Origin of the sequence: Demequina oxidasica (genome assembly GCF_000975115.1) — a bacterium.
In the GTDB taxonomy this organism is placed as follows: domain Bacteria; phylum Actinomycetota; class Actinomycetes; order Actinomycetales; family Demequinaceae; genus Demequina; species Demequina oxidasica.
Genome location: NZ_BBRE01000001.1, coordinates 1,320,288 through 1,340,831, shown reverse-complemented (window position 1 = coordinate 1,340,831; position 20,544 = coordinate 1,320,288). Strand labels below are relative to the sequence as shown.

Below are 20,544 nucleotides of genomic sequence, written 5' to 3'. Positions count from 1 at the left end.
GATGAGGAGTGGTCGGGGGCTAGACGCCTACGGTGTAGCCGGCTTGGGTCACGGCCTCGTCGATGGAGAATTCGAGGTCATCAACGGGCACAGTGCCGTCGGAGTGGACGGTGACCTTTCCGGTCGCGACGTCGATGTCCGCGGCTGAGATGCCGTCGGTAGCAACCAGTGCCTCGCGCACCGTGGTGGCGCAACCCTCGCAGGTCATGCCCTTTACTGAGAGTTCAATGATGTTCGTTGAAGTGGTCATAACCTCAACATAGACCTTACAGTACGCTGGAAGGTCAAGTCAGAACGGAAACTAGTGCGCGAGCACCTGGCACGCGTTCGGGTCGTTGCAGTTCGCGGGATCCAAACTTGCCGCCCGGCGCGACAGTGCGGTGAGCTCCCCCTTGGCCGCAAGCAGGCTCGCGATCTGCAGGTCGATGTCCGCGAGGTGGCGATCCACCAGCGCGCGCGTGTGCTGGCACGTGGACTCGCCGTCGTCCTTCATTCCCAGAATCTGCCCCGCCTCAGCAAGCGTCAGACCCGACGCCTGAGCGTCACGAATAAAGCGCAGCCGGTCAACGGCATCGTCCCCGTAGTCGCGGTAGCCGGAGGCAGTGCGCCCTGGGGCAGGCATCAGCCCGATGCTCTCGTAGTACCGCACGGTCTTCGCCGTCACGTGCCCGGCCTCGGCAAGTTCGCCAATTTTCATAGTTCCACGATACGCCGATTCTTTCCATCTGGCTAGAAGGTTTGTCTTTGCCCATGGTGCCACCCGGCGCGTGCCTGGCCCCGGCATCGGCCGCTAGTGTGAAAAGTATGCGAACCACACCCCGTCGACTCGGCCTCCTGGGAGGCATCACTTGGCACAGCTCCATCGAGATGGAGCGCGAGATCAACGAGGGCGTCAACGCCGCCCTGGGCGGGAGCAACTCGGGCGACCTCGTGGTGCGCTCGTACAACTTCCAGCACATCGCCGAGCTCCAAGCCGCTGGGGATTGGGGTGGCCTGGGGTCCGAGTTCGCGGCCGATGCCGTGGCGCTGCAGAATGCCGGCGCCGAGGCCATCATGATTTGCGCCAACACGATGCACAAGGTGGCCCCCGCGGTCGAGGCTGCTATCGACGTGCCCTTGATTCACATGCTCGACGCGACCGCCGATGCGGTCCTGGCCGCCGGCCTGGACACCGTCGCCCTGCTTGGCACTGGCTACACGATGCGAGACCCTTTCTATCGCGACCACATGGCGACGCGCGGCATCACGACTATCGCGCCGCCCGAGCCCGCGCTGAGCGAGCTACACGAGCTCATCTACGGCTCGCTCGCCAAGGGCGTCGTTCCAGTGGGAGCGCGCGGGCAGGTGCTCGCCATCCTCAATCCACTGCTGGCCCAGGGCGCACAGGGAATGATTTCCGGCTGCACCGAGATCCCCATGGTCGTCACGCAGGCCGACATCGAGGTGCCCTACTTCGACTCGGCCGGCCTATTCGTGGACGCGGCACTGAAGTTCTGCCTGGACGACCAGCCCTAACCTTAGGCCCATCCGGCCGCATCAAGAATGTCGCCGGCCACCTCTGCGCGCGAACGGTCCTCGCCTGCGTCCGTCGCGCTCGCTACGACCGCGTCGTCAAGGTCCAGGTCATCGAGCGTGTCGCTCAGCTCGACGGTGCGAGCGAGCGCCCAGTCGCGCCACCTTTCCTCTGACTCGCGCACGGACACGCGCGCCTCGCGCACCACCTGCGGGGCGTCCACGCGGACGATGCTGACGTCCGCTCGCCCCGCGTCGCTGACAAAAGCTTGGGCGTAGCGGTCCCTGTCCGCATCGTCCTCGACCACGCGCGCGATCACCATCAGCCCACAGCCTCGGGCTCGGTACACGGGCGCCACGGCAGCGAGGTTCTGGAAGAGCAGCGCCTGGCTGTACGGGTCATCAGCGGGGGATGGCTCCGCTTGGCACAGGTAGTCGCCGTCGATGAATGCCGCGCGAGACCCGCGTGCCGCGAGGGAGTCGAAGACCGCAGCGGCGCTGGTCGTCTTTCCGGCGCCGATGCTTCCGTTGACCACCAGCACCCGCGTGGGCAATTCCTTCGCAAAACATACCGAACGCGGGTCCTCTTGGTACTGGCCGTATGGCTCGATGCGGTGATACCCGAGCGCCTCGTACAGCGCGATCGCCGCGGGCTGCTCGGTGCCAGTCTCGAGTGCAATGCTCGTGGCGCCAGACTTGCGTGCGGCGGCCTCGAGCGCACCCATCATGACCCGCGAGTACCCACGCCTGCGGTGGTCGGGGCGGACGAAAAGCCGCTTGGCCTCTATGGTCCCCGGCGGCAGATCGTAAGCGGGCCATTGGAGCATCGCGGTGGCCAGCGCCTCCCCGGCATCGTCCGACCCTACCAGCGACACATGCACGGCTGCTGAATCGATCGCGCGATCGAAGGTGTCGTCACCGTCGTCTCCGTAGACGACCCGCATCTCGGCCTGCTGCTCGTCCCAGAGGCCCCGGGCCACGGCATCGTCCGGTGTGACCCGACGAATGGAAAGCATGTCCCGCGCCTAAGTCCGCAGCGTGCGGCTACGCCTTGACCGGCGATGGCAGACTGCTCGAGGCCCACTGGCCGAGCTGCTCCAACACGGGCACCAGGCGCTCGCCGCCGTCGGTAAGAGCGTAAGAGACGGCGATGGGCGGGCCAGGGTTGACGCTGCGAGTGACCAGGGTGACCTCGGCGAGTTCGGACAGTCGGTCGGACAACACCGCGTCGCTGATGCCGGGCACCGCGCGTCGCAGTTCGGCGAAGCACAGCGGGCCCTTGCCGAGCGTGGCGATGATCATGCCGTTCCAGCGCTTACCGAGGATCGTAAAGGCGAGGCTGACTGCGCCATCGCACTCATTGTGCTCACTGGTCTCGGTTTCCATGCCCCGATTCTAGCGTGCTACGCTCCGTCTAGTCACTTTGTTTTTATTAGTTACTATTGAGACCCAACACTTGGAGTAGAAATGACACTGTTCCGTCTGGACGCGAGCATCATGCCCGCCACCTCAGCAAGCCGCGCGCTCGGCGACATCGTCGAGCAGGAGTGGGCCACGGCACACCCCGAATCCGCGGTCACTCGTCGCGATGTTGCCGCCGATCCCGTCCCCGCCACCGCATGGCAGAACGCCGTACTCGGCGGCTTCACTCCCGAGGCGGACCGTTCCCCCGCCCAGCTCGAGGCTGGTGCGCTTGCCAAGACTCTCGCGGACGAGCTCGTTAATGCCGATGCACTGCTATTCGACGTGCCGCTGTACAACTTTGGCGTCTCGCAGCACTTCAAGACCTGGTACGACCTGGTCCTGACAGACCCGCGCATTGGCGGCGCGGCCGAACTCAAGGGCAAGCCAGCGACGCTCGTCACCGTGCTCGGCGGCAACTACGACGATGGCACCCCCAAGGAGGGCTGGAACCACTCGACCGCGTGGCTGGTTCGCGTCCTCCAGGACGTCTGGGGCCTGGACCTCCGCGTGGTGGAGCGCTCGTTCACGCTCGTGGGCGTGGACCCCGCGCTGAACGACTTCACCGAAATGGCCGCTGGCCTCAAGAGCGACGCCGAAGAGGTCGCGCGCAAGTCCGGTCGCGAGCTTGCCGAACTCCGCGGCGCTGCCTCCTAACTCCGGCGCAAACACGAACGGTTCCGCTCGGCCACTGTGGCCGAGCGGAACCGTTGTCGTTGTAGGTGACTCGAGCGGTCGCTAGAGCGCTCCGCCAGCCGCCCCGGGAGCATCGGCGTCGACGCCACCGTCGCCCACCTGCTCGCGAGCCACAAAGTTCTCAATGTCGAACAGGTTGCCGCTGGCCCGCTGTGCGACGGTGAGGAGCGTCGACATGGAGGCGACCTCCTCAACCTGCTCCTTGAGGAACCACAGCAGGAACTGCTCGGACAGCACGTCACCCTCGGCGCGGGCCGCGGCGAAGAGCGCCTCGATCTGCTTGGTGACCTGCTTCTCCTGGGCGAGCGCGAGTTCGATGGGCTCGGTGACGGAGCCGAAGCCGTTCTTTGGCTCCTTGCCAGCAGGAATCTCGACCTTGAGGTCGCGGTCCAGCATGTACTGGACGATCATCATGCCGTGGTTGCGCTCCTCAACCGCCTGGCGGTAGAAGTGTGCAGCGAGCTGGGGGAGGTCCTCGGAGTCGAAGTACACGGCAATTGCGATGTACTGCGTGTGAGCGTCGAGTTCCACGCCCACCTGGGCCCTGAGCAGTGATTCAAAGGTGTCGTTTGTCATATCGCCAGCCTAGGGCGCGACCACACTTTGCGCTAGCAAGGACAGGCTCAACTCAGTGAGGCACGCCTGTTCCCGCCATTGTGGGCCGATGCGGGAATGACGGCTCCGCGGCCCACGTTGAGATGGACAGTAGACACGTCAACAATTGGACAGCTTCTTGAAGAATTTTGGCTTTCTCTCCTTTGGCCACTGGTCAGCAGCGCCCGGATCGCGGACGCGTGACGCCGGCGAGACCGTGCGCGACACCATCGACTTGGCGGTCGCGGCCGAGGAGGCCGGCATGGACGGCGCCTGGATCCGAGTGCATCACTACGAGCAGAACCTGTCCTCGCCCTTCCCGCTCTTAGCTGCCATGGCCGCGCGCACGTCCCGCATCGAGCTCGGTACCGGCGTGATCAACATGCGCTACGAGAACCCGCTTTACATGGCGGAGCTCGCCGCCACCGCCGACCTCGTGTCCGCAGGGCGCCTTCAACTAGGCGTCTCCCGCGGCTCTCCCGAGCCTGCGGCCGATGGCCCGGCCAGTTTTGGCTACCCGCTCCCTGTGGGGAAGTTGCCGGTTGAGGACGCTGCCGAGCGCATCGCCCTGTTCCGCAAAGCGATCTCCGGCGAGGGGATCGCCGAGCCTGGTGCCAACGCCCACGCGCTCGCGGGCCAGAAGTTGCCGATCACACCGCAGTCGCCGGGCCTTGCGGAGCGCATCTGGTACGGGGCAGGCAATACCGACAGCGCTAAGCGAGTCGGCTCACTTGGTATGCACCTCATGTCCTCGACTCTGATTCTCGAGGCAACGGGCGAGCCACTCGGCACGGTCCAGGCTCGCCAGATCGCGGCCTATCGCGAGGCGTGGGCAGCGGCTGGACACGCCGGCACGCCACGCGTTTCCGTGAGCCGATCCATCATGCCCATCTTCGACGACGCATCCGAGCGCTACTTTGGCGGCATGCTCGCACGCGAGTCCATGGGCGGCAACGAGGACCAGATCGGCTACATCGACAACTCCAAGGGCACCTTCGGCAAGACCTACGTTGGCGCGCCGGACAAGATCGTGGCGGAGCTCCTCCAGGACGAGGCCGTCATGGCCGCCGACACCATCCTGGTGACGGTCCCCAACCAACTGGGAGCTGAGTTCAACGGGCGCACGTTTGAGGTGCTGGCCCGCGACATCAAGCCCGCCCTGGGGGCCTAGCGAGGAGGCTAGGACCGGGGCGCGTAGTGGAACACCTGCGGCAGGGTGATGTAAAAGTGGTGCAGGAGCCGCTTCCACTCCTGATAGTCAGCGGAGCCGCGGAAGCCCACTTCATGTGCCTCGACGGTCTCCCACTCGACGGACAACAGGTACGTTGAGGGCTGCTCAACTCCCCTGCGCAGCGAATGCGCGACGTAGCCGGCCTGGCAAACGATGAGCGGCTCAGCCCTGGCGAACGCCGCCTCGAAGTCTTCTTCGCTTCCCGGACGAATCGGAAGTACCACAGACTCGAGAATCACCGCGTGATTAAGGGTTGGCGAGCAAGCTAGAAATAGCGCTCGTGAAGAACGTCAGCCCGTCGGTTCCGGCGCGTCCGTCCTCGGTAGAGTCGGGGCCGAAGCCACGCTCGACCGCGTGCTCGGGGTGAGGCATGAGGCCCACGACGTTGCCTCGAGCGTTGGTGATGCCGGCGATGTCGCGTCGCGAACCATTCGGGTTCCAGCCCACGTAGCGGAAGGCCACGCGACCCTCGGCCTCGAGCTCGTCGAGCGTGTGCTCGTCCGCGACGTACTGGCCGTCCTGGTTTTTGAGCGGCACGATGATGTCCTGGCCGGCCTCGTATTCCCGGGTCCAGTCGGTGTCCGCGTTCTCGACGCGCAGCGTCTGGTCGCGGCAGATGAAGTGCAGGTGTTCATTCTTGATCATGGAGCCAGGCAGTAGGTGGACCTCCGTCAGCACCTGGAAGCCGTTGCAGATGCCCAGCACCGGCATGCCGCCATTCGCGGCGTCCACGATCTTCTCCGTGATGGGAGAGAAACGCGAGATGGCGCCTGCGCGCAGGTAGTCGCCGTAGCTGAACCCGCCGGGAAGGACGATCGCGTCAACGTCCTTGAGGTCGGGCTCCGCGTGAAACAGCGAGACCGGCTCGGCACCGGCGAGGCGGACGGCACGCGCCGCGTCGCGGTCGTCGAGCGTGCCGGGGAACGTAACGACGCCGATGCGGGCGGTCATCTAGTTCTCCTCGATGGCGACCGAAACCACGTCTTCGATGACCGGGTTGGACAGCATCGTCTCTGCGGCCTCGCGAGCCTTGGCGAGCACCTCGTCGGTGACCTCCCCGTCAACAGTCAGTTCGAACCGCTTGCCTTGGCGAACGCCGGCAAACTGGTCGAATCCCAGACGCGGGAGTGCGGCGCCGACAGCCTTGCCCTGCGGGTCAAGGATCTCGGGCTTGGGCATCACGTGAACGACGATAGTGGCCATGCGCAAAGTCTAGCGGCAGTCTCAGCAGACAAAGTTGTAGTCGATCTTGTCGGTGGTCAGCCAGGTGGTGAAGTCGCCACTGTCGGAGCGGAAGTACGCGTACCCGCCGTCGTAGACGACCAGTGTTCCCGTGTCGTCTCCAGGGCCGGGGGCCACGACGGCTTTGGTCGAACGCGACATACCAAGTCCGGGCAAGTCCGCCGCCGCGAACGCGACGGGTGTGGGGAAGTTCTCGGTGTTGTCGGGGTCGAACTGGTACCAGGTCATGCCGTCAAAGGTCAGCGTCTCGTTTCCACAGGCGGGGTAGTACTCGACGCCCTCGACTACCTGCTGCTGCTCGCCGGGAGAACTGGCGGCTCCACTCGCGCAGCCCGTCAGGGCGGCGCCGGTTCCGAAGGTGATGGCCGCCAGGACCAGGAACTGTTGAAAACGCTTCATACAGATAAGACGGCCGATGCTCGCAAAAGGTTGGGGTGGTGCGGCAGGATTGTTAGGACTTGGCGAGCCGGTCGTACGCCTCGAGGTAGCGCTGCCGCGTCTTCTCGACAATCTCGTCGGGAAGCTCGGGCGGCGGCACATCACCTGACTTGTCCCATCCAGATTCTGACGAAGTGAGCCAGTCGCGCACGAACTGCTTGTCGTAACTTGGCTGAGCACGACCCGGCTCCCACGTGTCCGCGGGCCAGAAGCGGCTCGAGTCCGGGGTGAGCACCTCGTCGCCAATCACGATGTCGCCGGCGGCGTTGCGACCAAACTCGAACTTGGTGTCAGCCAGGATGATGCCCTTGCTTGCGGCGATCTCGTGCGCACGCGTGTAGGCGTGCAACGTGATCTCGCGCAAGGCGGCCGCGTCTACGGGGCCGATGCTGTCTGCCACGGCTTCAAAACTTACGTTCTCGTCGTGGTCGCCCACGGCAGCCTTGGTGGCTGGCGTGAAGATCGGGGTGCGCAGGCGCGATCCGTCCACCAGGCCATCGGGCAGTGGGACGCCACACACCTGACCGTTGTCGCGGTACTCGACGAGGCCAGAGCCGGTCAGGTAGCCGCGCGCGACGCACTCCACGGGGAACATGTCCAGGCGCTGGCAGATCATGCCGCGGCCGGCGACCTCGGCGGGCACCGACGATTCCACCGTGTGGTTGGGGACGATGTCGCGGATCTGGTCGAACCACCACAGGCTCAGCGCCGTGAGGATCTCACCCTTGCCCGGGATGGTCGTGGGCAGGACCCAGTCGTAGGCACTGATGCGGTCCGATGCGACCACCAGGACCACGTCACCGCGCGGGTGCGGCTCGATGGGCTCGTACAGGTCGCGAACCTTGCCGGAGTAGATGTGGCGCCAGCCGGATACTGCCGGAGGAGTGGGCAGAACGATGTCGCCCATCAGTTCGCCTCCGCCGCGGTCCGCGCGATGTCCGTGCGGTGGTGCGAGCCGGGCAGGTCGATCGCGTCGACCCCGGCGTACGCGAGCGCGCGAGCCTCGGTCAGATCGGGGCCAGCCGCGACGACGGACAGCACGCGCCCGCCGTTGGACACGAGCGCACCGTTGTCGTCAAAGGTGGTGCCTGCGTGAAGCACGTGCACGTCCTCCATCGTCTCAGCATCGTCGATACCCGTGATGGGGTCGCCCTTGCGGGGATCCGCCGGGTAGCCCTCGGCCGCAATAACTACGGTCACGGCCGACTCGGCGCGCCAGGCGAGCCTCGGTAGTTCGGGAAGTCGTCCCAGTGCCGCCGCCATCAACAGGTCGGAGAGCGGGGTCTCTAGCCGGGCGAGCACCACCTGGGTCTCGGGGTCACCAAAGCGCGCATTGAACTCGATGACGCGCACGCCGCGTGAGGTGAGCGCGAGGCCGCAGTAGAGCACGCCCTGGAACGGGGTGCCGCGACGGGCCATCTCGTCGACGGTCGGCTGGGCGACGGTGCGCACCACCTCGTCGACCAGGTCGGCCGGGGCCCACGGCAGCGGGCTGTATGCACCCATGCCGCCGGTGTTGAGGCCCTCGTCACCGTCGTAGGCGCGCTTGAAGTCCTGCGCGGGCTGAAGCGGAACCACGTTGGTGCCGTCGCAGATCACGAACAGGCTAACCTCGGGTCCGTCGAGGAACTCCTCGATCACCACCTGGCCACCCGAGCTGAGAATCGACTCGCCATGAGCATCGGCCTCGGCACGGTCGTTGGTCACGACGACGCCCTTGCCCGCCGCCAGCCCGTCATCCTTGACGACGTGCGGAGCGCCAAACTCGTCGAGTGCGGCGGCCAACTGTTCCCGGTCGGTGCACACGGCCGCGCCGGCAGTTGGCACGTTGGCGGCGTTCATCACGTCCTTGGCGAAGGCCTTGGATCCTTCAAGCATCGCGGCTGCGGCGCCGGGGCCAAAGCAGGGGATGCCTGCCTTGCGCACCGCATCGGCCACGCCATTGACGAGAGGGGCCTCGGGTCCGACTACGACCAGGTCCGCACGTACCTGCGCCGCGAGCGACGCGACGGCCATCCCGTCGTTCTGGTCAGTCGAGTGCAACGTCGCAACCTTGCCGATGCCCGGGTTGCCGGGGGCGGCGTGAAGCTCGGTAACTGAGGGGTCCAAGTGGAGGGAGCGGGCAATGGCATGCTCGCGGGCTCCCCCGCCGACGATGAGGATGATCACCCCGCGAGTCTAGCGAAGGAGCAAGGGGGCCACCTCTCACCCAGCACCCCGCACCCAGCACCCCCACTTCGCGCTGTGCCACCCACACGAATGGGCAAACGCGCTCGGCGGCGCGGGCGGGGTGGCAGGACGCTCCCGGTAACAAGTGCTCTGCGATGCGGGCGCCCCGCCATGTCAGTGCACCCTGCTTTCCTTGTTCCAGCAATTCCTAGAACAAGGAAACGGAGCCCCCATGCGAGTGGCAAACGCTTCAGAGCGATTCGCGGAGCTGATAGAACTAGACCAAGTGATGCTCGCTCTCGCCCACCCAGTTCGCCGATTCCTCCTTGAACTCATCATCATCGACGGCGCATACGCGGGAAACCTTGCTGCCTCCGCCGCGACCAAGTTTGGGATCTCGACGCAACGCGGCTCGCAACACCTCAAAGTTCTCGAAAATGCCGGAATCGTCGAGGTCACCGTGGACGGCACGTGGCGGCACTACCGACTCGAGCCGGGATCCACAGAGTCAGTTTCACGCTGGATCAGCTCACTGTGGATCTAATACCCGGACACGCGCGCTAACAGACCGCCAGTATCATTTCGGTGCACAGAACGTACATCTAGGGACCGCTACGAGGCATGGGTTGCTAGCGGGCGTGAATCAGGTCGTTGACCTCAATGGTCTGCTCGCGGTCTGGCCCCACTCCGATGGAGCTAATTCGGCAGCCAGACATCGCCTCAAGCGCGCGCACGTAATTCTGCGCGTTCGCCGGCAACTCGTCGAAGGTCCGGCAAGCGGAGATGTCCTCGGTCCAGCCGGGGAACTCTTCCCAGATGGGCTTGGCTGCGGCGAAGGCGGCCTGGTCCTGCGGGAGGTCCTCGTAGCGAACGCCATCGACGTCGTACGCGACACACACCGGGATGGACTCCCAGCCGGTCAGCACATCGAGCTTGGTCAGCACAAAGTCGGTCAGACCGTTGATGCGGGCCGAGTAGCGTGCGATGACCGCGTCATACCAGCCGCAACGACGGGTGCGTCCGGTGGTCACACCAAACTCACCGCCAATGGTCTGCAGCTTGATGCCGTCCTCGTCGAACAACTCGGTGGGCATGGGACCCTCGCCCACGCGGGTCGTGTACGCCTTCACGATGCCGATGACGGAGTCGATGCGGGTCGGGCCAACACCGGAACCGGTGCATGCGCCACCGGCGGTCGCGTTGGACGACGTGACGAACGGGTAGGTGCCGTGGTCGACGTCCAGCATGGTGGCCTGACCACCCTCGAAGAGCACAGTCTCGCCACGGTCGAGCGCATCGTTGAGCACCAGCGAGGTGTCAGTCACCATGGGCGCGAGACGCTCGCGGTACTGCATCAGTTCCTCGACCACCTCGTCGACTTCGATCGCACGGCGGTTGTAGACCTTCACGAGCAGGTGGTTCTTCTGCTCGAGCGCGCCTTCGATCTTGTCGCGCAGCACCTGGTCGTCGAACAAGTCGCCCATACGAATGCCAAGGCGGTTGATCTTGTCGGCGTACGCCGGGCCGATTCCACGGCCTGTGGTGCCAATCTTGCGTGACCCGAGGAAGCGCTCAGTGACGTTGTCCAGCGTCCGCGCGTACGGCGCGATCACGTGGGCAGCGTTGGAGATCAGCAGCTTGGAGGTGTCCACCCCGCGCTCCTCGATGGCGTCGAGCTCCTGGAAGAGCACTGAGATGTCCACCACGACTCCGTTGCCGATCACCGGCGTGACGCCGGGAGACAAGATGCCGGAAGGCAGGAGGTGCAGGGCGAACTTTTGGTCGCCAATCACCACGGTGTGGCCGGCATTGTTACCGCCGTTGAACTTCACCACGTAGTCCACGCGGGAGCCCAGGACGTCAGTCGCCTTGCCCTTGCCTTCATCGCCCCACTGGGCGCCAACAATAACTACTCCGGGCACAAGGCCCTCCCCTCACCCGGAAACAACGCCCGGGGCTTGGTTAACGTGAGCACTCACTCACGTCACTAATGCGTGTCTATCTTACGGTGACGTGCGAAAGCCCCCGGTGTCAGTGCGACTCCGGGGGCCTTCACCACAGTCGTACTTAAATCTTCTTGCCGGCCGAGCCGAGCTGCTGGCATGCCTCGACGATGCGAGCGGCCATACCGGCCTCTGCCAGCTTGCCCCAGGCGCGAGGGTCGTAGGCCTTCTTGTTGCCCCACTCGCCGTCGACCTTGAGGACGCCGTCGTAGTTCTTCATCATGTGGTCGACCACGGGACGCGTGTACGCGTACTGCGTGTCCGTGTCGACGTTCATCTTGATGACACCGTGGCTGACCGCCTCCGCGATCTCTTCTGCGGTCGAGCCGGAGCCGCCGTGGAAGACGAGGTCGAAAGGCTTGTCCTTGCCGTACTTGGCGCCGACCTCGGCCTGAATGGTGCCGAGGAGCTCGGGGCGGAGCTTGACGGCGCCGGGCTTGTAGGCGCCGTGCACGTTGCCGAAGGTGAGAGCCGTCAGGTAGCGGCCCTTCTCGCCAAGACCCAGCGCCTCGACGGTCGCGAGACCGTCTTCGGTGGTGGTGTAGAGCTTGTCGTTGATCTCGGCCGTGTGACCGTCTTCCTCGCCACCGACAACACCGATCTCGATCTCGAGAATGGTCTTGGCCGCCTGCGAGAGCTCAAGCAGCTCCTGCGCGAGCGACAGGTTGTCAGCCATGGGAACCGGCGAGCCGTCCCACATGTGCGACTGGAAGATGGGCTCTCCGCCGTTCTTCACACGCTCGGTCGAGGCGGCGAGCAGCGGGCGGAGCCATGAGTCAACGTAGTCAGGGTGGCAGTGGTCGGTGTGCAGCGCGATGGTCACGCCGTAGCTGTCAGCAACCTCGCGAGCGTAGGCCGCGAGTGCGAGCGAGCCCACCACCTGGTCCTTGATCGTGGAACCGGAGGCGTACTGGCCACCGCCAACCGAGACCTGGATGATGCCGTCGGACTCGGCCTCCGCGAAGCCCTGGATGGCTGCGGTGATCGAGGACGAGGACGTGATGTTGATCGCGGGGAACGCGTAAGAGCCGGCCTTGGCGGCATCGAGCATCGCGTTGTAAGACTCGGGATTGGCGAGAGCCATAGTTATCTCCTGAAGTTAAGGGGGGACGTATCCGCTTCCCATTCTGTCAGAAACCGCGCCCAAAAGGCACCGGGCCTTGGTCCCGCGACTCAGGTCTCGGTCTCAACGAGCCGCGCGGCAACGAAGGCAAGCTCGGAGGGGTTGCGGGTGAGCGAGGCCGCTCTGCGCCATTGCGCGCCGGCCTCGGCATCCCTGCCAACGCGTCCCAGCAGGTGTGCCCGGGCGGCATGTAACAGGTGATATTGGTCGAGCCCCGCGATTGCCTCCAGCGCGTCAAGGCCCGCCTGCGGCCCGTCCGCCTCGGCCACCGCCACCGCGCGGTTAAGTTCGGCGACCGGCCCCGGGGTCAAGGTGAGCAATAGGTCGTAATAGCGGACGATGCGCGCCCAGTCCGGTTGGTCGCGCGTGTGCTCCGCGGCAATCATCGCCTGAACCTGCCACGGGCCCAGGCGCCGCTGCGCCAAAGCGAGCGACAAGGCCGCGTACCCCCGCGCGACCATCGTGCGATCCCACAGCGCCCGGTCCTGGTCATCGAGGCGCACCAGCACCCCGTCAGCGTCGGCGCGTGCGCGCTCACGCGAGCGGTGAAACAACTCGACTGCGAGCAATCCCCCAAGTTCCGGCTCGTCCGGCAGCGCATCGGCCGCCGTCGCTGTGAGCCGAATGGCCTGGTCCGCGAGCTCCGTGCGCGTCAGCGTTCCCGCGGCCTCGGTGTGAGAGAGGTAGCCCTCGTTAAAGATCAACGCGAGTGCGGCGGTCAGCACCGCGGCGCGCTCGGAAAGGTCGGCCGGAATCGTCAGCGGGATGCCCGCATCGCGGATCTTGCGCTTGGCCCGCACGATTCGTTGGGCCACGGTGGCCTCCGGCACCAGGTATGCCGCCGCGATCTCGGCGGTCGTGAGGCCGCCCGCCAGCCGCAGGGTCAGCGCCACCTGGACGTCGGGCGCCAGCGCCGGGTGGCAGCACAGCAGCATCAGGCGCAGCTGCTCGTCGCCGACCAACGCGTACTCCTCGACCAGTTCCGACGCGTGATCGTCGTCCGCGTTGGCTGAGCCGTCGCGACCCGCGGCCCGGCCAGCCTCGTCGGCGACGCCAGCGGCGAGCGCGCGGGATTGGTCGCCGATGCGGCGCGCCGATGCCTTCTCGCGCCGCAGTCGGTCGATGCCCGCGTTGCGCGCGACGGTGTAGACCCAGGCGGCCGGATTGTCAGGGACTCCTGACGCGTCCCACGCCGTCGCGGCACGCAGGTACGCCTCCTGCAGGCACTCCTCCGCCTGATCGATGCCGCCCACGCGGTCCGCGAGGAGGGCGAGCAGGCGCCCGCCCTCCTCGCGTGCCACTCGCGTCAGTTGGGCGTCCACCGCTGAGTCCCCTCCCGCGCGGTCGCCGTCGCGTGGCGTAAGCGTCAGCTCTCCGGTCCCGTCGGCATGATGGGGCGCACCTCGACCGCGCCGGTGCCCACGGGGAGCTTCTTGGCCCATCCGATGGCGTCGTCCAGCGTGTCCACGTCAATCACGTAGTAGCCACCCAGGTGCTCCTTGAGCTCCACGAACGGTCCGTCGACGATGGTCGTCGCACCGCCCTCGTGGCGCACGGTGGTCGCGGTATCCGCCGGCAGGAGCGCCTCGCCGCCAACGTAGGCGCCGGCCTTCTCGAGTTCCTCGGTGTAGGCCATCCAGGCGTCCATGTACGCGCCAAAGTCGTCGTCGCCGGGTGCGGGCGACGGGAGCGTGGGGTCCGAGGCAATAATCAGCAAGTACTTCATGGCATGTCCTCCGTAGTGGCGAGCCCGGGCCCATCCCGGGTCTCACTGGTATGACGCAGCGGCCGCCTCAGATAGACAGCCCTATTCATTTTTCTTTGAAGCACGAGCTTTTGGTCGAGGCCGCGCGCTCGACGGCGACCCGACGACGGGGACAGCAGACATCACGAGCCTCCAAGAGTGGAACGCCTCCACGCCTGTCAGCGCAGACCACGGCAAGAACGGACCGCTAGCCGGTGTGGCCCGCGCTCACATCTCCATGTTGGCGCACCCACGAGTGCATCGCAATAGCAGCCGCCGCGCCAGCGTTGATGGACCGGGTGGAGCCGTACTGCGCGATGGCGAGCGTCGCATCTGCCGCCTCCCGCACCGCGTCGGTCAGGCCCACGCTCTCCTGGCCAAAGACCAGCGCGCAGTTGCGGGGCAGGTCGTACGTCTCGATGGGGACGGAGCCGGGCAGGTTGTCGATGCCGATGACCGCCAGCCCCTCGCCGTGCGCCCACGCCACGAACTGCTCGACGGTGGGGTGGTGGCGGACGTGCTGATAGCGGTCGGTGACCATGGCGCCGCGCCGATTCCAGCGGCGGTTGCCCACAATGTGCACCTCGCGGGCCATGAACGCATTTGCGGTGCGGACCACGGAGCCGATGTTGAAGTCGTGCTGCCAATTCTCAATCGCTACGTGGAAGTCATGCCGGCGCGCGTCCAGGTCAGCGACAATCGCGTCGTGGTTCCAGTACCGGTAGCGGTCCACCACGTTGCGGCGGTCGCCGTCGCGCAGCAGGTCTTGATCCCACTGGTCGCCCTCGGGAGGCGTCCCCTCCCAGGGCCCCAGTCCGTGCATCGGCTCCTCAGGGAGACCCGATGCTTGGTCGGCTTCCGCCGCAGGGGCGGTATCACTCACGCGCCGGCTCCTTGGACCCAGGCGGATCGCACGTGAGAGCGCTGAGAAGTGTTGAGAACGGACCCCGCGTACAGGCGCGCACCCACCACGATCAGGATCGCGGCGGTCAGCAGCACGAGAGCCATGGCTACCCACGGCTCCCATCCCGCCGCTGTGCCCTGGATCATGCGCGCAGGCATGAGGAGCGGTGCGGTGAGGGGGAAGTAGGACAATACGCGCTGGAGCGGGGTGTCGTCCTGGATCAATACCGCGGCAAAGAACGGCACCATGACCACGATCTGCATGTAGAGAGTGGTGGATTGCAGGTCCTCGATGCGGGACGCCAGGGATCCGGCCACTGCCCACAGGCACGCGAGCATCAGGAATCCCACCACAAAGAACGCCAGGAACCATCCGCTCACCCCCGCGACCTGACCGATCACGTCGCTCGCGCCCGTCACCGACGCGCCGATGAGACCCGCGCCAATGATGATGGCCACCTGCGAGATGGCAAGCACCGCGTTGCCGAGCACCTTGCCGGACAGCAACCAGCGAATCGGCACAGCTGCCACCAGCAGCTCGACCACCCGCGACTGCTTCTCCTCGACCACCGACTGCGCGATCGACATGCCGAACGTCAGCACGGAGAAGTAGAACAGGAAGCCGAACACGATGATCACGAGCTGTGGGGGCACGGCGAAATCCGGGGGTGGATCGGCGAGGACCACCTGGGGTGCGGGTGGCGCAGTGAGCGTCGCGAGCTGGTCGGCATCAAGGCCCGCCTCGGTCGCCACGGCGCCGATGACTGTCTGGGCGTGGGCGATGGTCACCAAGGTCAGCAACTCACCGGGCATGCTGGCGCGGCCGGACAGCACCGCGTCCTGGCCGTCGACGGTGAGGACAGCGTCGACGTCCTCGTCCGCGAACCCCTCGTCCACGCTGGCGACGTCGACGAGCGTAATGTCCGCCGCAGGTACGTCCGCGGGGCGCTCATCGTCGTTGAGTCCACCTAGTTGCTGAGCAATCTCTGCCTCGGACTGCGCCCCCTGGGTCACGCCCACCGTGTACGAGGGCGTGCCGCCTTGAAGCAGCGCGGGTAGCACCGTCGCCACGACAATGACGACCAAGAACACGACGGTCGAGGCGATGAAGCCCTTGTCGTGCAGCTTGACGGAGATCTCGCGCCCGGCGATGGTGCGCACCAGGTCCGAGCGGTTTGCGGTAGTGCTCATCGGGACACCTCCGCGAAGAGGTCGGCAAGGGTGGGAAGGACACGTCCAAAGTGCCCAATGGGGCCCGCCTGCTGCGCCGCAGCGAGCAACTCTTGTGGGTCGGCGTCATCGGCGAGCTCGACCGTGGTGCCGTCTGCTTCCGTCGTGATCACGCTGACGCCCCCGAGGTTCGGTCTCCAATCAGCGACGCCGTCGACCTGTACTCGGAAGCGGCGACCGGCGCGCTCCTCACGCAGGGCGCGCACCTCGCCGGTGGCCACCACGCGGCCCTCATGAATCAGGACGATGTCGTCGCACAATTTTTCGACGAGGTCGAGTTGGTGCGAGGAGAACAGCACGGGCACGCCGGCACTGGCCCGCTCCCGAAGGCGCACACTCATCGCGTCCATCGCGTTGGGGTCGAGGCCGCTGAAGGGCTCGTCAAGCACCAAGAGCGCCGGGTCGTGGATCAGCGCCGCCGCCACCTGAACGCGCTGCTGATTACCGAGCGAGAGAGTGTGCAGGACGTCATCCGCGCGGTCGCTCAGACCGAAGTCCTCCAACAACTGCGCCGCCCGCTCACGCGCCACGTCCTTGTCGACGCCAAATATCCGACCGAGAAAGACCAGTTGCTCAAGCACTTTCATCTTGGGATACAGGCCCCGCTCCTCCGGCATGTAGCCGATGGTTCGCCGCACACCTAGCGTCATCGGCAGATCGCCAAAGGTGACGTCCCCAGCATCGGGCGTCAGGACCCCGACGATGGCCCGCATCGTCGTGGTCTTACCCGCGCCGTTACCGCCCACAAAGCCGGTGAGCCGGCCGGGACGAACCTCAAAGGACACGTCGTCGAGTGCGGTGCGGTCGCCAAAATTCTGGGTGAGGCCGCGTACGGAAAGAGTGGTGGATGCTGACACAACTCCGACACTAGCAACGAGGACGACGCGGGGTGATGCACGCCTCGCTCACGTATCCTTGCCCCATGAATCACGCCCTCGCGCTCGCTGGCGCGCACTTGCCCACGCTCGGGCCGGATTGGCTGGACCCCGAGCATCTGATCAACGGTTTCCTCGACCGTTGGGGCACATGGGCCGTCTTCGCGATCTGCTGCGTCATCATCATCGAGACCGGGCTGCTGTTCCCGTTCCTACCCGGCGACTCGTTGCTGTTCACGGTGGGACTGTTCGTCGGCACGGGCGCGATTGACATGCCCATCTGGGTGGCGGCACTCACTATGGGTGTCGCGGCGTTCGTAGGCGACCAGATTGGATTCGGAATCGGTCACTACGCCGGCCCCCGAATCTTCAATAGACCCAACTCCCGCCTCTTCAAGCAGGAATACGCGGACCAAACGGAGAAGTTCTTCGACAAGTACGGGCCCCGCGCCATCATCCTGGCTCGGTTCGTGCCCTTCGTGCGCACCTACGTACCGGTCGCGGCCGGCGTGGGCCGCATGCACTGGGGTCACTTCGCACGCTACAACGCGATCGGCGCCGTGGTGTGGGGAGTGGGAGTCACTCTGCTGGGCTACTGGCTGGGCGGGTTCCCTGTAGTGAGCGAGAACATCGAGGTGGCGCTCATCCTGGTGGTGTTCGTGTCGCTACTGCCCATCATCATCGAGACCATCAACCACCGCGTGGCCGCCCGCCGCGCCGCTGCGGCCGTGGTCGACGCCGTCGAGGACGAAGTGACGCCTACCCAGCAGCCCCCGACCGCCTAAGTCCGGCCTCAGTCGTCTACGAATCCCCGAGGTAGGCGGGTATCGAGTCCGCCACGCCGTACAGCGCGCTCACCAACTCCTCGAGCTCACTCAGGTCGGTGTGCCCGGTCGAGTAGGTCATCAGCATTTGCTGCTCGATCACCACGATGCGCCCCGACCACACGGGTGCGAGCAACTGCTCAATCACCCGCGGGCTAAGGATCGCGTGGCCGAGGCGATCGTCCGCGCAACTCACCGTCCAACGCTCGTTGAACTCGTGGGACTCGACGTCCAAGTCCTTGTCGCCCAGAACGGAACGCGACTCCACCAGCCAGTGTTGTGCGCTGAGGCGAATTAGCGGTAGTGGCGCGGGTAACGGGATCCACGTTATCTGGAACGGTAGCGGGACCGCGTACTCGCCGCCTCCCTTCTCGTTTCTCCCCAGCTCGTACGAGTAGGCGAAGGTCTCGAACGGACGTCCGTCCACGTTGCCCCACACCACGTCGCGAGCCCATCGCGTTTCACCGAGTCCGAACGGGGCGGAGTCAAGGAGCGCGGTGCGGGCCGGATACTCGGGCAAGTAGGAGTACCCCTTGGCCGCGACATTCTTCACCAACGCATCGTGGCGATTCCTGGTGCGGCGTGTCCCAAAGAACCAGAATCCGCCAATTAATCCAACCGCCAGCACGGCGAATAATGCGGCCACTGAGAACGTCAGGAAAAACGACCCAAGATCGAAGGTACTTTCCGTTTGGGAGCCGGCAATTGAAAAGATCACGCTTCAGGCCCCACGTAGGAACGCAGGTATGTCATCGAAGATTTGATAGAGCGCTCCGACCACGGACTCGAGGTCGGACAGGTCCGTGTGCCCCGAGACGTACGTCATCAACAGGCGTCCTTCGATCACCAACCCGCGGCCGTACCACCCGGGCGCTAGTAAGCTCTCGACCAGCGTGGGGGTCAGTACCGCGTGCCCGGTGCGGTCGTCCTCGCACCACACCTTCCACCGCTGGTTGAACTCGTGGGACTCGACTTGGAGATCCTTGGCGCCCATCTTGGCAAACAGCCGCATCACGGCATTGTCAGCGGTGAAGCGCATTGTCGGCAGCGCGGCTGGCAGTGGAATCCAGGTGATCTGATAGCGGTGCGTGGTGGTCTGGCGATGGCCCTTAGAGTCGGTCGTGTGTGTCTCGTAGGTGTACGCGAACGTCTCAAATGGCCTGCCGTTGAGAGCCCCCCACACGAGGTCGGTCGCCCGTCGGGAGTCGCCGCTCCCAAAGGGCGTCGATCGGAAAAGGTCGGCGCGCGTCGGGTCCTGGGGCGCATAGGCGTACCCCTTCGCCGTCATGCGAGCAGCAAGAGCCGCCCGCCGTTCGCGGTTCTTGCGCGCCTGAACGACGCCCAGCCAGATGAGCACACCCACCACGGCGGAAGAGATCAGCAAAATGAGGAAGAAGATCGCGCCTAAGCCCAGCATCTCACCGCCCACGTGTCGCCCTTACCCAAGTAGCGGAGCGATTAGAACTGAACGTTAGGCGCCTGGCGTGCTGCCTGATCCTCCACCTCGAAGTACTCCTCGCGGTGGAAGCCGAACATGTTGGCGATGATGCTCGTGGGGAACGTCTCGACCTTGGTATTGATGGTGCGGACGTTCGCGTTATAGAAACGGCGTCCGGCGGCCACCCGGTCCTCGGTGTTGGTCAGTTCGCGCTGCAACTCCATGAAGTTCTGGTTGGCCTTGAGGTCCGGGTAGGCCTCGGCCACGGCGAACAGGCGTCCGAGCGCCTGTGTCAGCACATTCTCCTGCTGGGCCTGCTGTCCAGGAGTCGATCCAGGGGCCGCGGCAATGGTGCGCGCCTGCGTGACCTCTTCAAGAGTCGACTTCTCGTGGCCGGCGTAGCCCTTGACCGTCTCGACGAGGTTGGGGATGAGGTCGTGACGACGCTGCAGTTCGACGTCAATCTGGCGCCAGGCTTCCTGCACGAGGTTGCGCAGGCGTACTAGTCCGTTGTACGCACTGATGGCCCATAGCACCGCGATGACGATCAACGCGAAGATGATGATGAGGAAAATCTCCAGCATGATGTGACTCCCTTTGATGAGTATCTAGTGCGATGCTAGCGCCCCGCACAGGCGAACGCGACGACCGCTGGTTACAGGGTCGGAGGGGCGAGTCGTTGCGGATCGTCGTCTTGAGCGCCGATGCCCGTGTAGCGTCCGGAGGTCAGGGCGCCGGGGGTGATGGCCCAGTCTGGGCCCACGAGCGGCCGATGCGCTCCGGGACTGCTCGCATACTTGCCGTGGCGCGAGGCGAGGCCGCGCTCGGTGTACTCCCGCAGCACGTGATCCGGGATACGTCGCGCGATGGCCGTCAGCACACCCAGCCGCGCGGCGAGGCCGTCGAGCCCCACGCGACCCGCCTGCCAGGTCATTACCGCCCCACCCTCGATGCGGATCATGGCGCCCTGCGCATCGGGCAATGTCAGTCGCTCAAGCATGCGCGGGTCCAACACGTCGTGCGCGTAGCGCCGGTCTGCTGCTCGCACCCGCCACTGGCGG

At 65.6% G+C, this 20,544-nt stretch carries 27 protein-coding genes; 5 read left to right on the top strand and 22 right to left on the bottom strand.

Annotation, left to right across the window (positions count from 1 at the left end; all coding sequences use genetic code 11):
* Nucleotides 1–19 precede the first annotated feature (19 nt).
* Nucleotides 20–250 carry a heavy-metal-associated domain-containing protein gene (locus AOP77_RS06185; protein WP_062210719.1) on the bottom strand — a complete coding sequence of 77 codons (231 nt, stop codon included), beginning with the start codon at nucleotides 248–250 and terminating at the stop codon, nucleotides 20–22.
* A 51-nt stretch (nucleotides 251–301) separates the two neighbouring features.
* The gene (locus AOP77_RS06180) at nucleotides 302–697 is read right to left on the bottom strand and encodes a heavy metal-responsive transcriptional regulator (protein ID WP_062210713.1); all 396 of its coding nucleotides are present in this window, start codon (nucleotides 695–697) and stop codon (nucleotides 302–304) included.
* Between the two features lie 107 nt (nucleotides 698–804).
* Here AOP77_RS06180 and AOP77_RS06175 point away from each other — a divergent pair, with 107 nt between their 5' ends.
* The gene (locus tag AOP77_RS06175) at nucleotides 805–1,515 is read left to right on the top strand and encodes an aspartate/glutamate racemase family protein (RefSeq protein WP_062210710.1); all 711 of its coding nucleotides are present in this window, start codon (nucleotides 805–807) and stop codon (nucleotides 1,513–1,515) included.
* Nucleotides 1,516–1,517: 2 nt separating this feature from the next.
* Here the strand turns inward: AOP77_RS06175 and AOP77_RS06170 are convergent, their stop codons facing one another.
* Nucleotides 1,518–2,528, bottom strand: a complete 1,011-nt coding sequence (locus AOP77_RS06170) for a GNAT family N-acetyltransferase (RefSeq protein WP_062210707.1) — start codon at nucleotides 2,526–2,528, stop codon at nucleotides 1,518–1,520.
* 28 nt (nucleotides 2,529–2,556) lie between these two features.
* Nucleotides 2,557–2,898, bottom strand: coding sequence for a winged helix-turn-helix transcriptional regulator (locus AOP77_RS06165; RefSeq protein WP_062210704.1), 342 nt, complete (start codon nucleotides 2,896–2,898; stop codon nucleotides 2,557–2,559).
* An 81-nt stretch (nucleotides 2,899–2,979) separates the two neighbouring features.
* On the opposite strand from AOP77_RS06165, the gene AOP77_RS06160 reads away from it, so the two are divergent.
* Nucleotides 2,980–3,630 carry an FMN-dependent NADH-azoreductase gene (locus AOP77_RS06160; protein ID WP_062210701.1) on the top strand — a complete coding sequence of 217 codons (651 nt, stop codon included), beginning with the start codon at nucleotides 2,980–2,982 and terminating at the stop codon, nucleotides 3,628–3,630.
* 81 nt (nucleotides 3,631–3,711) lie between these two features.
* On the opposite strand, the gene AOP77_RS06155 is transcribed toward AOP77_RS06160, so the two are convergent.
* Nucleotides 3,712–4,245: a ferritin gene (locus tag AOP77_RS06155; protein ID WP_062210698.1), complete on the bottom strand. Its 534-nt coding sequence runs from the start codon at nucleotides 4,243–4,245 to the stop codon at nucleotides 3,712–3,714.
* Nucleotides 4,246–4,402: 157 nt separating this feature from the next.
* Between AOP77_RS06155 and AOP77_RS06150 the strand changes: the two genes are divergently transcribed.
* Complete coding sequence (locus AOP77_RS06150) at nucleotides 4,403–5,434, top strand: LLM class flavin-dependent oxidoreductase (protein WP_062211542.1); 1,032 nt, start codon at nucleotides 4,403–4,405, stop codon at nucleotides 5,432–5,434.
* Between the two features lie 8 nt (nucleotides 5,435–5,442).
* Here AOP77_RS06150 and AOP77_RS06145 read toward each other — a convergent pair whose 3' ends face one another.
* The 6 genes from AOP77_RS06145 to purD are packed head-to-tail and all read right to left on the bottom strand — an operon-like array spanning nucleotide 5,443 to nucleotide 9,343.
* Nucleotides 5,443–5,733: an antibiotic biosynthesis monooxygenase family protein gene (locus tag AOP77_RS06145; protein WP_062210695.1), complete on the bottom strand. Its 291-nt coding sequence runs from the start codon at nucleotides 5,731–5,733 to the stop codon at nucleotides 5,443–5,445.
* Between the two features lie 7 nt (nucleotides 5,734–5,740).
* Entirely contained in the window at nucleotides 5,741–6,445 is a 705-nt protein-coding gene (gene purQ, locus AOP77_RS06140; RefSeq protein WP_062210692.1) for a phosphoribosylformylglycinamidine synthase subunit PurQ, read from the bottom strand.
* Nucleotides 6,446–6,697: a phosphoribosylformylglycinamidine synthase subunit PurS gene (purS, locus tag AOP77_RS06135; protein ID WP_062210689.1), complete on the bottom strand. Its 252-nt coding sequence runs from the start codon at nucleotides 6,695–6,697 to the stop codon at nucleotides 6,446–6,448. It abuts the gene before it with no gap.
* 21 nt (nucleotides 6,698–6,718) lie between these two features.
* The gene (locus AOP77_RS06130) at nucleotides 6,719–7,135 is read right to left on the bottom strand and encodes a hypothetical protein (RefSeq protein WP_062210686.1); all 417 of its coding nucleotides are present in this window, start codon (nucleotides 7,133–7,135) and stop codon (nucleotides 6,719–6,721) included.
* Nucleotides 7,136–7,187: 52 nt separating this feature from the next.
* Nucleotides 7,188–8,081, bottom strand: a complete 894-nt coding sequence (locus tag AOP77_RS06125; protein WP_062210683.1) for a phosphoribosylaminoimidazolesuccinocarboxamide synthase — start codon at nucleotides 8,079–8,081, stop codon at nucleotides 7,188–7,190.
* Nucleotides 8,081–9,343: a phosphoribosylamine--glycine ligase gene (gene purD, locus AOP77_RS06120; RefSeq protein WP_062210680.1), complete on the bottom strand. Its 1,263-nt coding sequence runs from the start codon at nucleotides 9,341–9,343 to the stop codon at nucleotides 8,081–8,083. Before purD ends, AOP77_RS06125 begins: the two co-directional genes overlap by 1 nt.
* Before the next feature lie 232 nt (nucleotides 9,344–9,575).
* On the opposite strand from purD, the gene AOP77_RS06115 reads away from it, so the two are divergent.
* The gene (locus AOP77_RS06115) at nucleotides 9,576–9,887 is read left to right on the top strand and encodes an ArsR/SmtB family transcription factor (protein ID WP_062210677.1); all 312 of its coding nucleotides are present in this window, start codon (nucleotides 9,576–9,578) and stop codon (nucleotides 9,885–9,887) included.
* An 85-nt stretch (nucleotides 9,888–9,972) separates the two neighbouring features.
* Here the strand turns inward: AOP77_RS06115 and AOP77_RS06110 are convergent, their stop codons facing one another.
* The 7 genes from AOP77_RS06110 to AOP77_RS06080 all read right to left on the bottom strand — a co-directional run bounded on the left by AOP77_RS06110 (nucleotide 9,973) and on the right by AOP77_RS06080 (nucleotide 17,203).
* Nucleotides 9,973–11,265, bottom strand: a complete 1,293-nt coding sequence (locus AOP77_RS06110) for an adenylosuccinate synthase (RefSeq protein WP_062210674.1) — start codon at nucleotides 11,263–11,265, stop codon at nucleotides 9,973–9,975.
* Between the two features lie 145 nt (nucleotides 11,266–11,410).
* The gene (gene fbaA, locus AOP77_RS06105) at nucleotides 11,411–12,430 is read right to left on the bottom strand and encodes a class II fructose-bisphosphate aldolase (protein WP_062210671.1); all 1,020 of its coding nucleotides are present in this window, start codon (nucleotides 12,428–12,430) and stop codon (nucleotides 11,411–11,413) included.
* An 89-nt stretch (nucleotides 12,431–12,519) separates the two neighbouring features.
* On the bottom strand, nucleotides 12,520–13,791 hold the full coding sequence (locus AOP77_RS06100) for an RNA polymerase sigma factor (RefSeq protein WP_062210668.1): 1,272 nt from the start codon (nucleotides 13,789–13,791) through the stop codon (nucleotides 12,520–12,522).
* A 44-nt stretch (nucleotides 13,792–13,835) separates the two neighbouring features.
* Complete coding sequence (locus tag AOP77_RS06095; RefSeq protein WP_062210665.1) at nucleotides 13,836–14,195, bottom strand: YciI family protein; 360 nt, start codon at nucleotides 14,193–14,195, stop codon at nucleotides 13,836–13,838.
* Nucleotides 14,196–14,421: 226 nt separating this feature from the next.
* Nucleotides 14,422–15,036: a TrmH family RNA methyltransferase gene (locus AOP77_RS06090; protein ID WP_236685774.1), complete on the bottom strand. Its 615-nt coding sequence runs from the start codon at nucleotides 15,034–15,036 to the stop codon at nucleotides 14,422–14,424.
* Nucleotides 15,037–15,092: 56 nt separating this feature from the next.
* A complete protein-coding gene (locus tag AOP77_RS12510; protein ID WP_062210662.1) occupies nucleotides 15,093–16,307 on the bottom strand; it encodes an ABC transporter permease in 1,215 nt (404 codons plus the stop codon).
* Nucleotides 16,304–17,203 carry an ABC transporter ATP-binding protein gene (locus AOP77_RS06080; RefSeq protein WP_062210659.1) on the bottom strand — a complete coding sequence of 300 codons (900 nt, stop codon included), beginning with the start codon at nucleotides 17,201–17,203 and terminating at the stop codon, nucleotides 16,304–16,306. Before AOP77_RS06080 ends, AOP77_RS12510 begins: the two co-directional genes overlap by 4 nt.
* A 65-nt stretch (nucleotides 17,204–17,268) precedes the next feature.
* On the opposite strand from AOP77_RS06080, the gene AOP77_RS06075 reads away from it, so the two are divergent.
* Nucleotides 17,269–18,006, top strand: coding sequence for a VTT domain-containing protein (locus tag AOP77_RS06075; protein WP_084622428.1), 738 nt, complete (start codon nucleotides 17,269–17,271; stop codon nucleotides 18,004–18,006).
* Nucleotides 18,007–18,022: 16 nt separating this feature from the next.
* Here AOP77_RS06075 and AOP77_RS06070 read toward each other — a convergent pair whose 3' ends face one another.
* The 4 genes from AOP77_RS06070 to AOP77_RS12360 form a co-directional block, all read right to left on the bottom strand.
* Nucleotides 18,023–18,763 (bottom strand): hypothetical protein, encoded by a 741-nt coding sequence (locus AOP77_RS06070; protein WP_062210653.1) that lies wholly within the window; start codon nucleotides 18,761–18,763, stop codon nucleotides 18,023–18,025.
* Between the two features lie 3 nt (nucleotides 18,764–18,766).
* Entirely contained in the window at nucleotides 18,767–19,474 is a 708-nt protein-coding gene (locus AOP77_RS06065) for a hypothetical protein (RefSeq protein ID WP_062210650.1), read from the bottom strand.
* Nucleotides 19,475–19,503: 29 nt separating this feature from the next.
* On the bottom strand, nucleotides 19,504–20,067 hold the full coding sequence (locus AOP77_RS06060) for a LemA family protein (RefSeq protein ID WP_062210647.1): 564 nt from the start codon (nucleotides 20,065–20,067) through the stop codon (nucleotides 19,504–19,506).
* A gap of 71 nt (nucleotides 20,068–20,138) precedes the next feature.
* A partial coding sequence (locus AOP77_RS12360; protein WP_201774093.1) for a hypothetical protein occupies nucleotides 20,139–20,544 on the bottom strand: 406 nt, incomplete at its 5' end.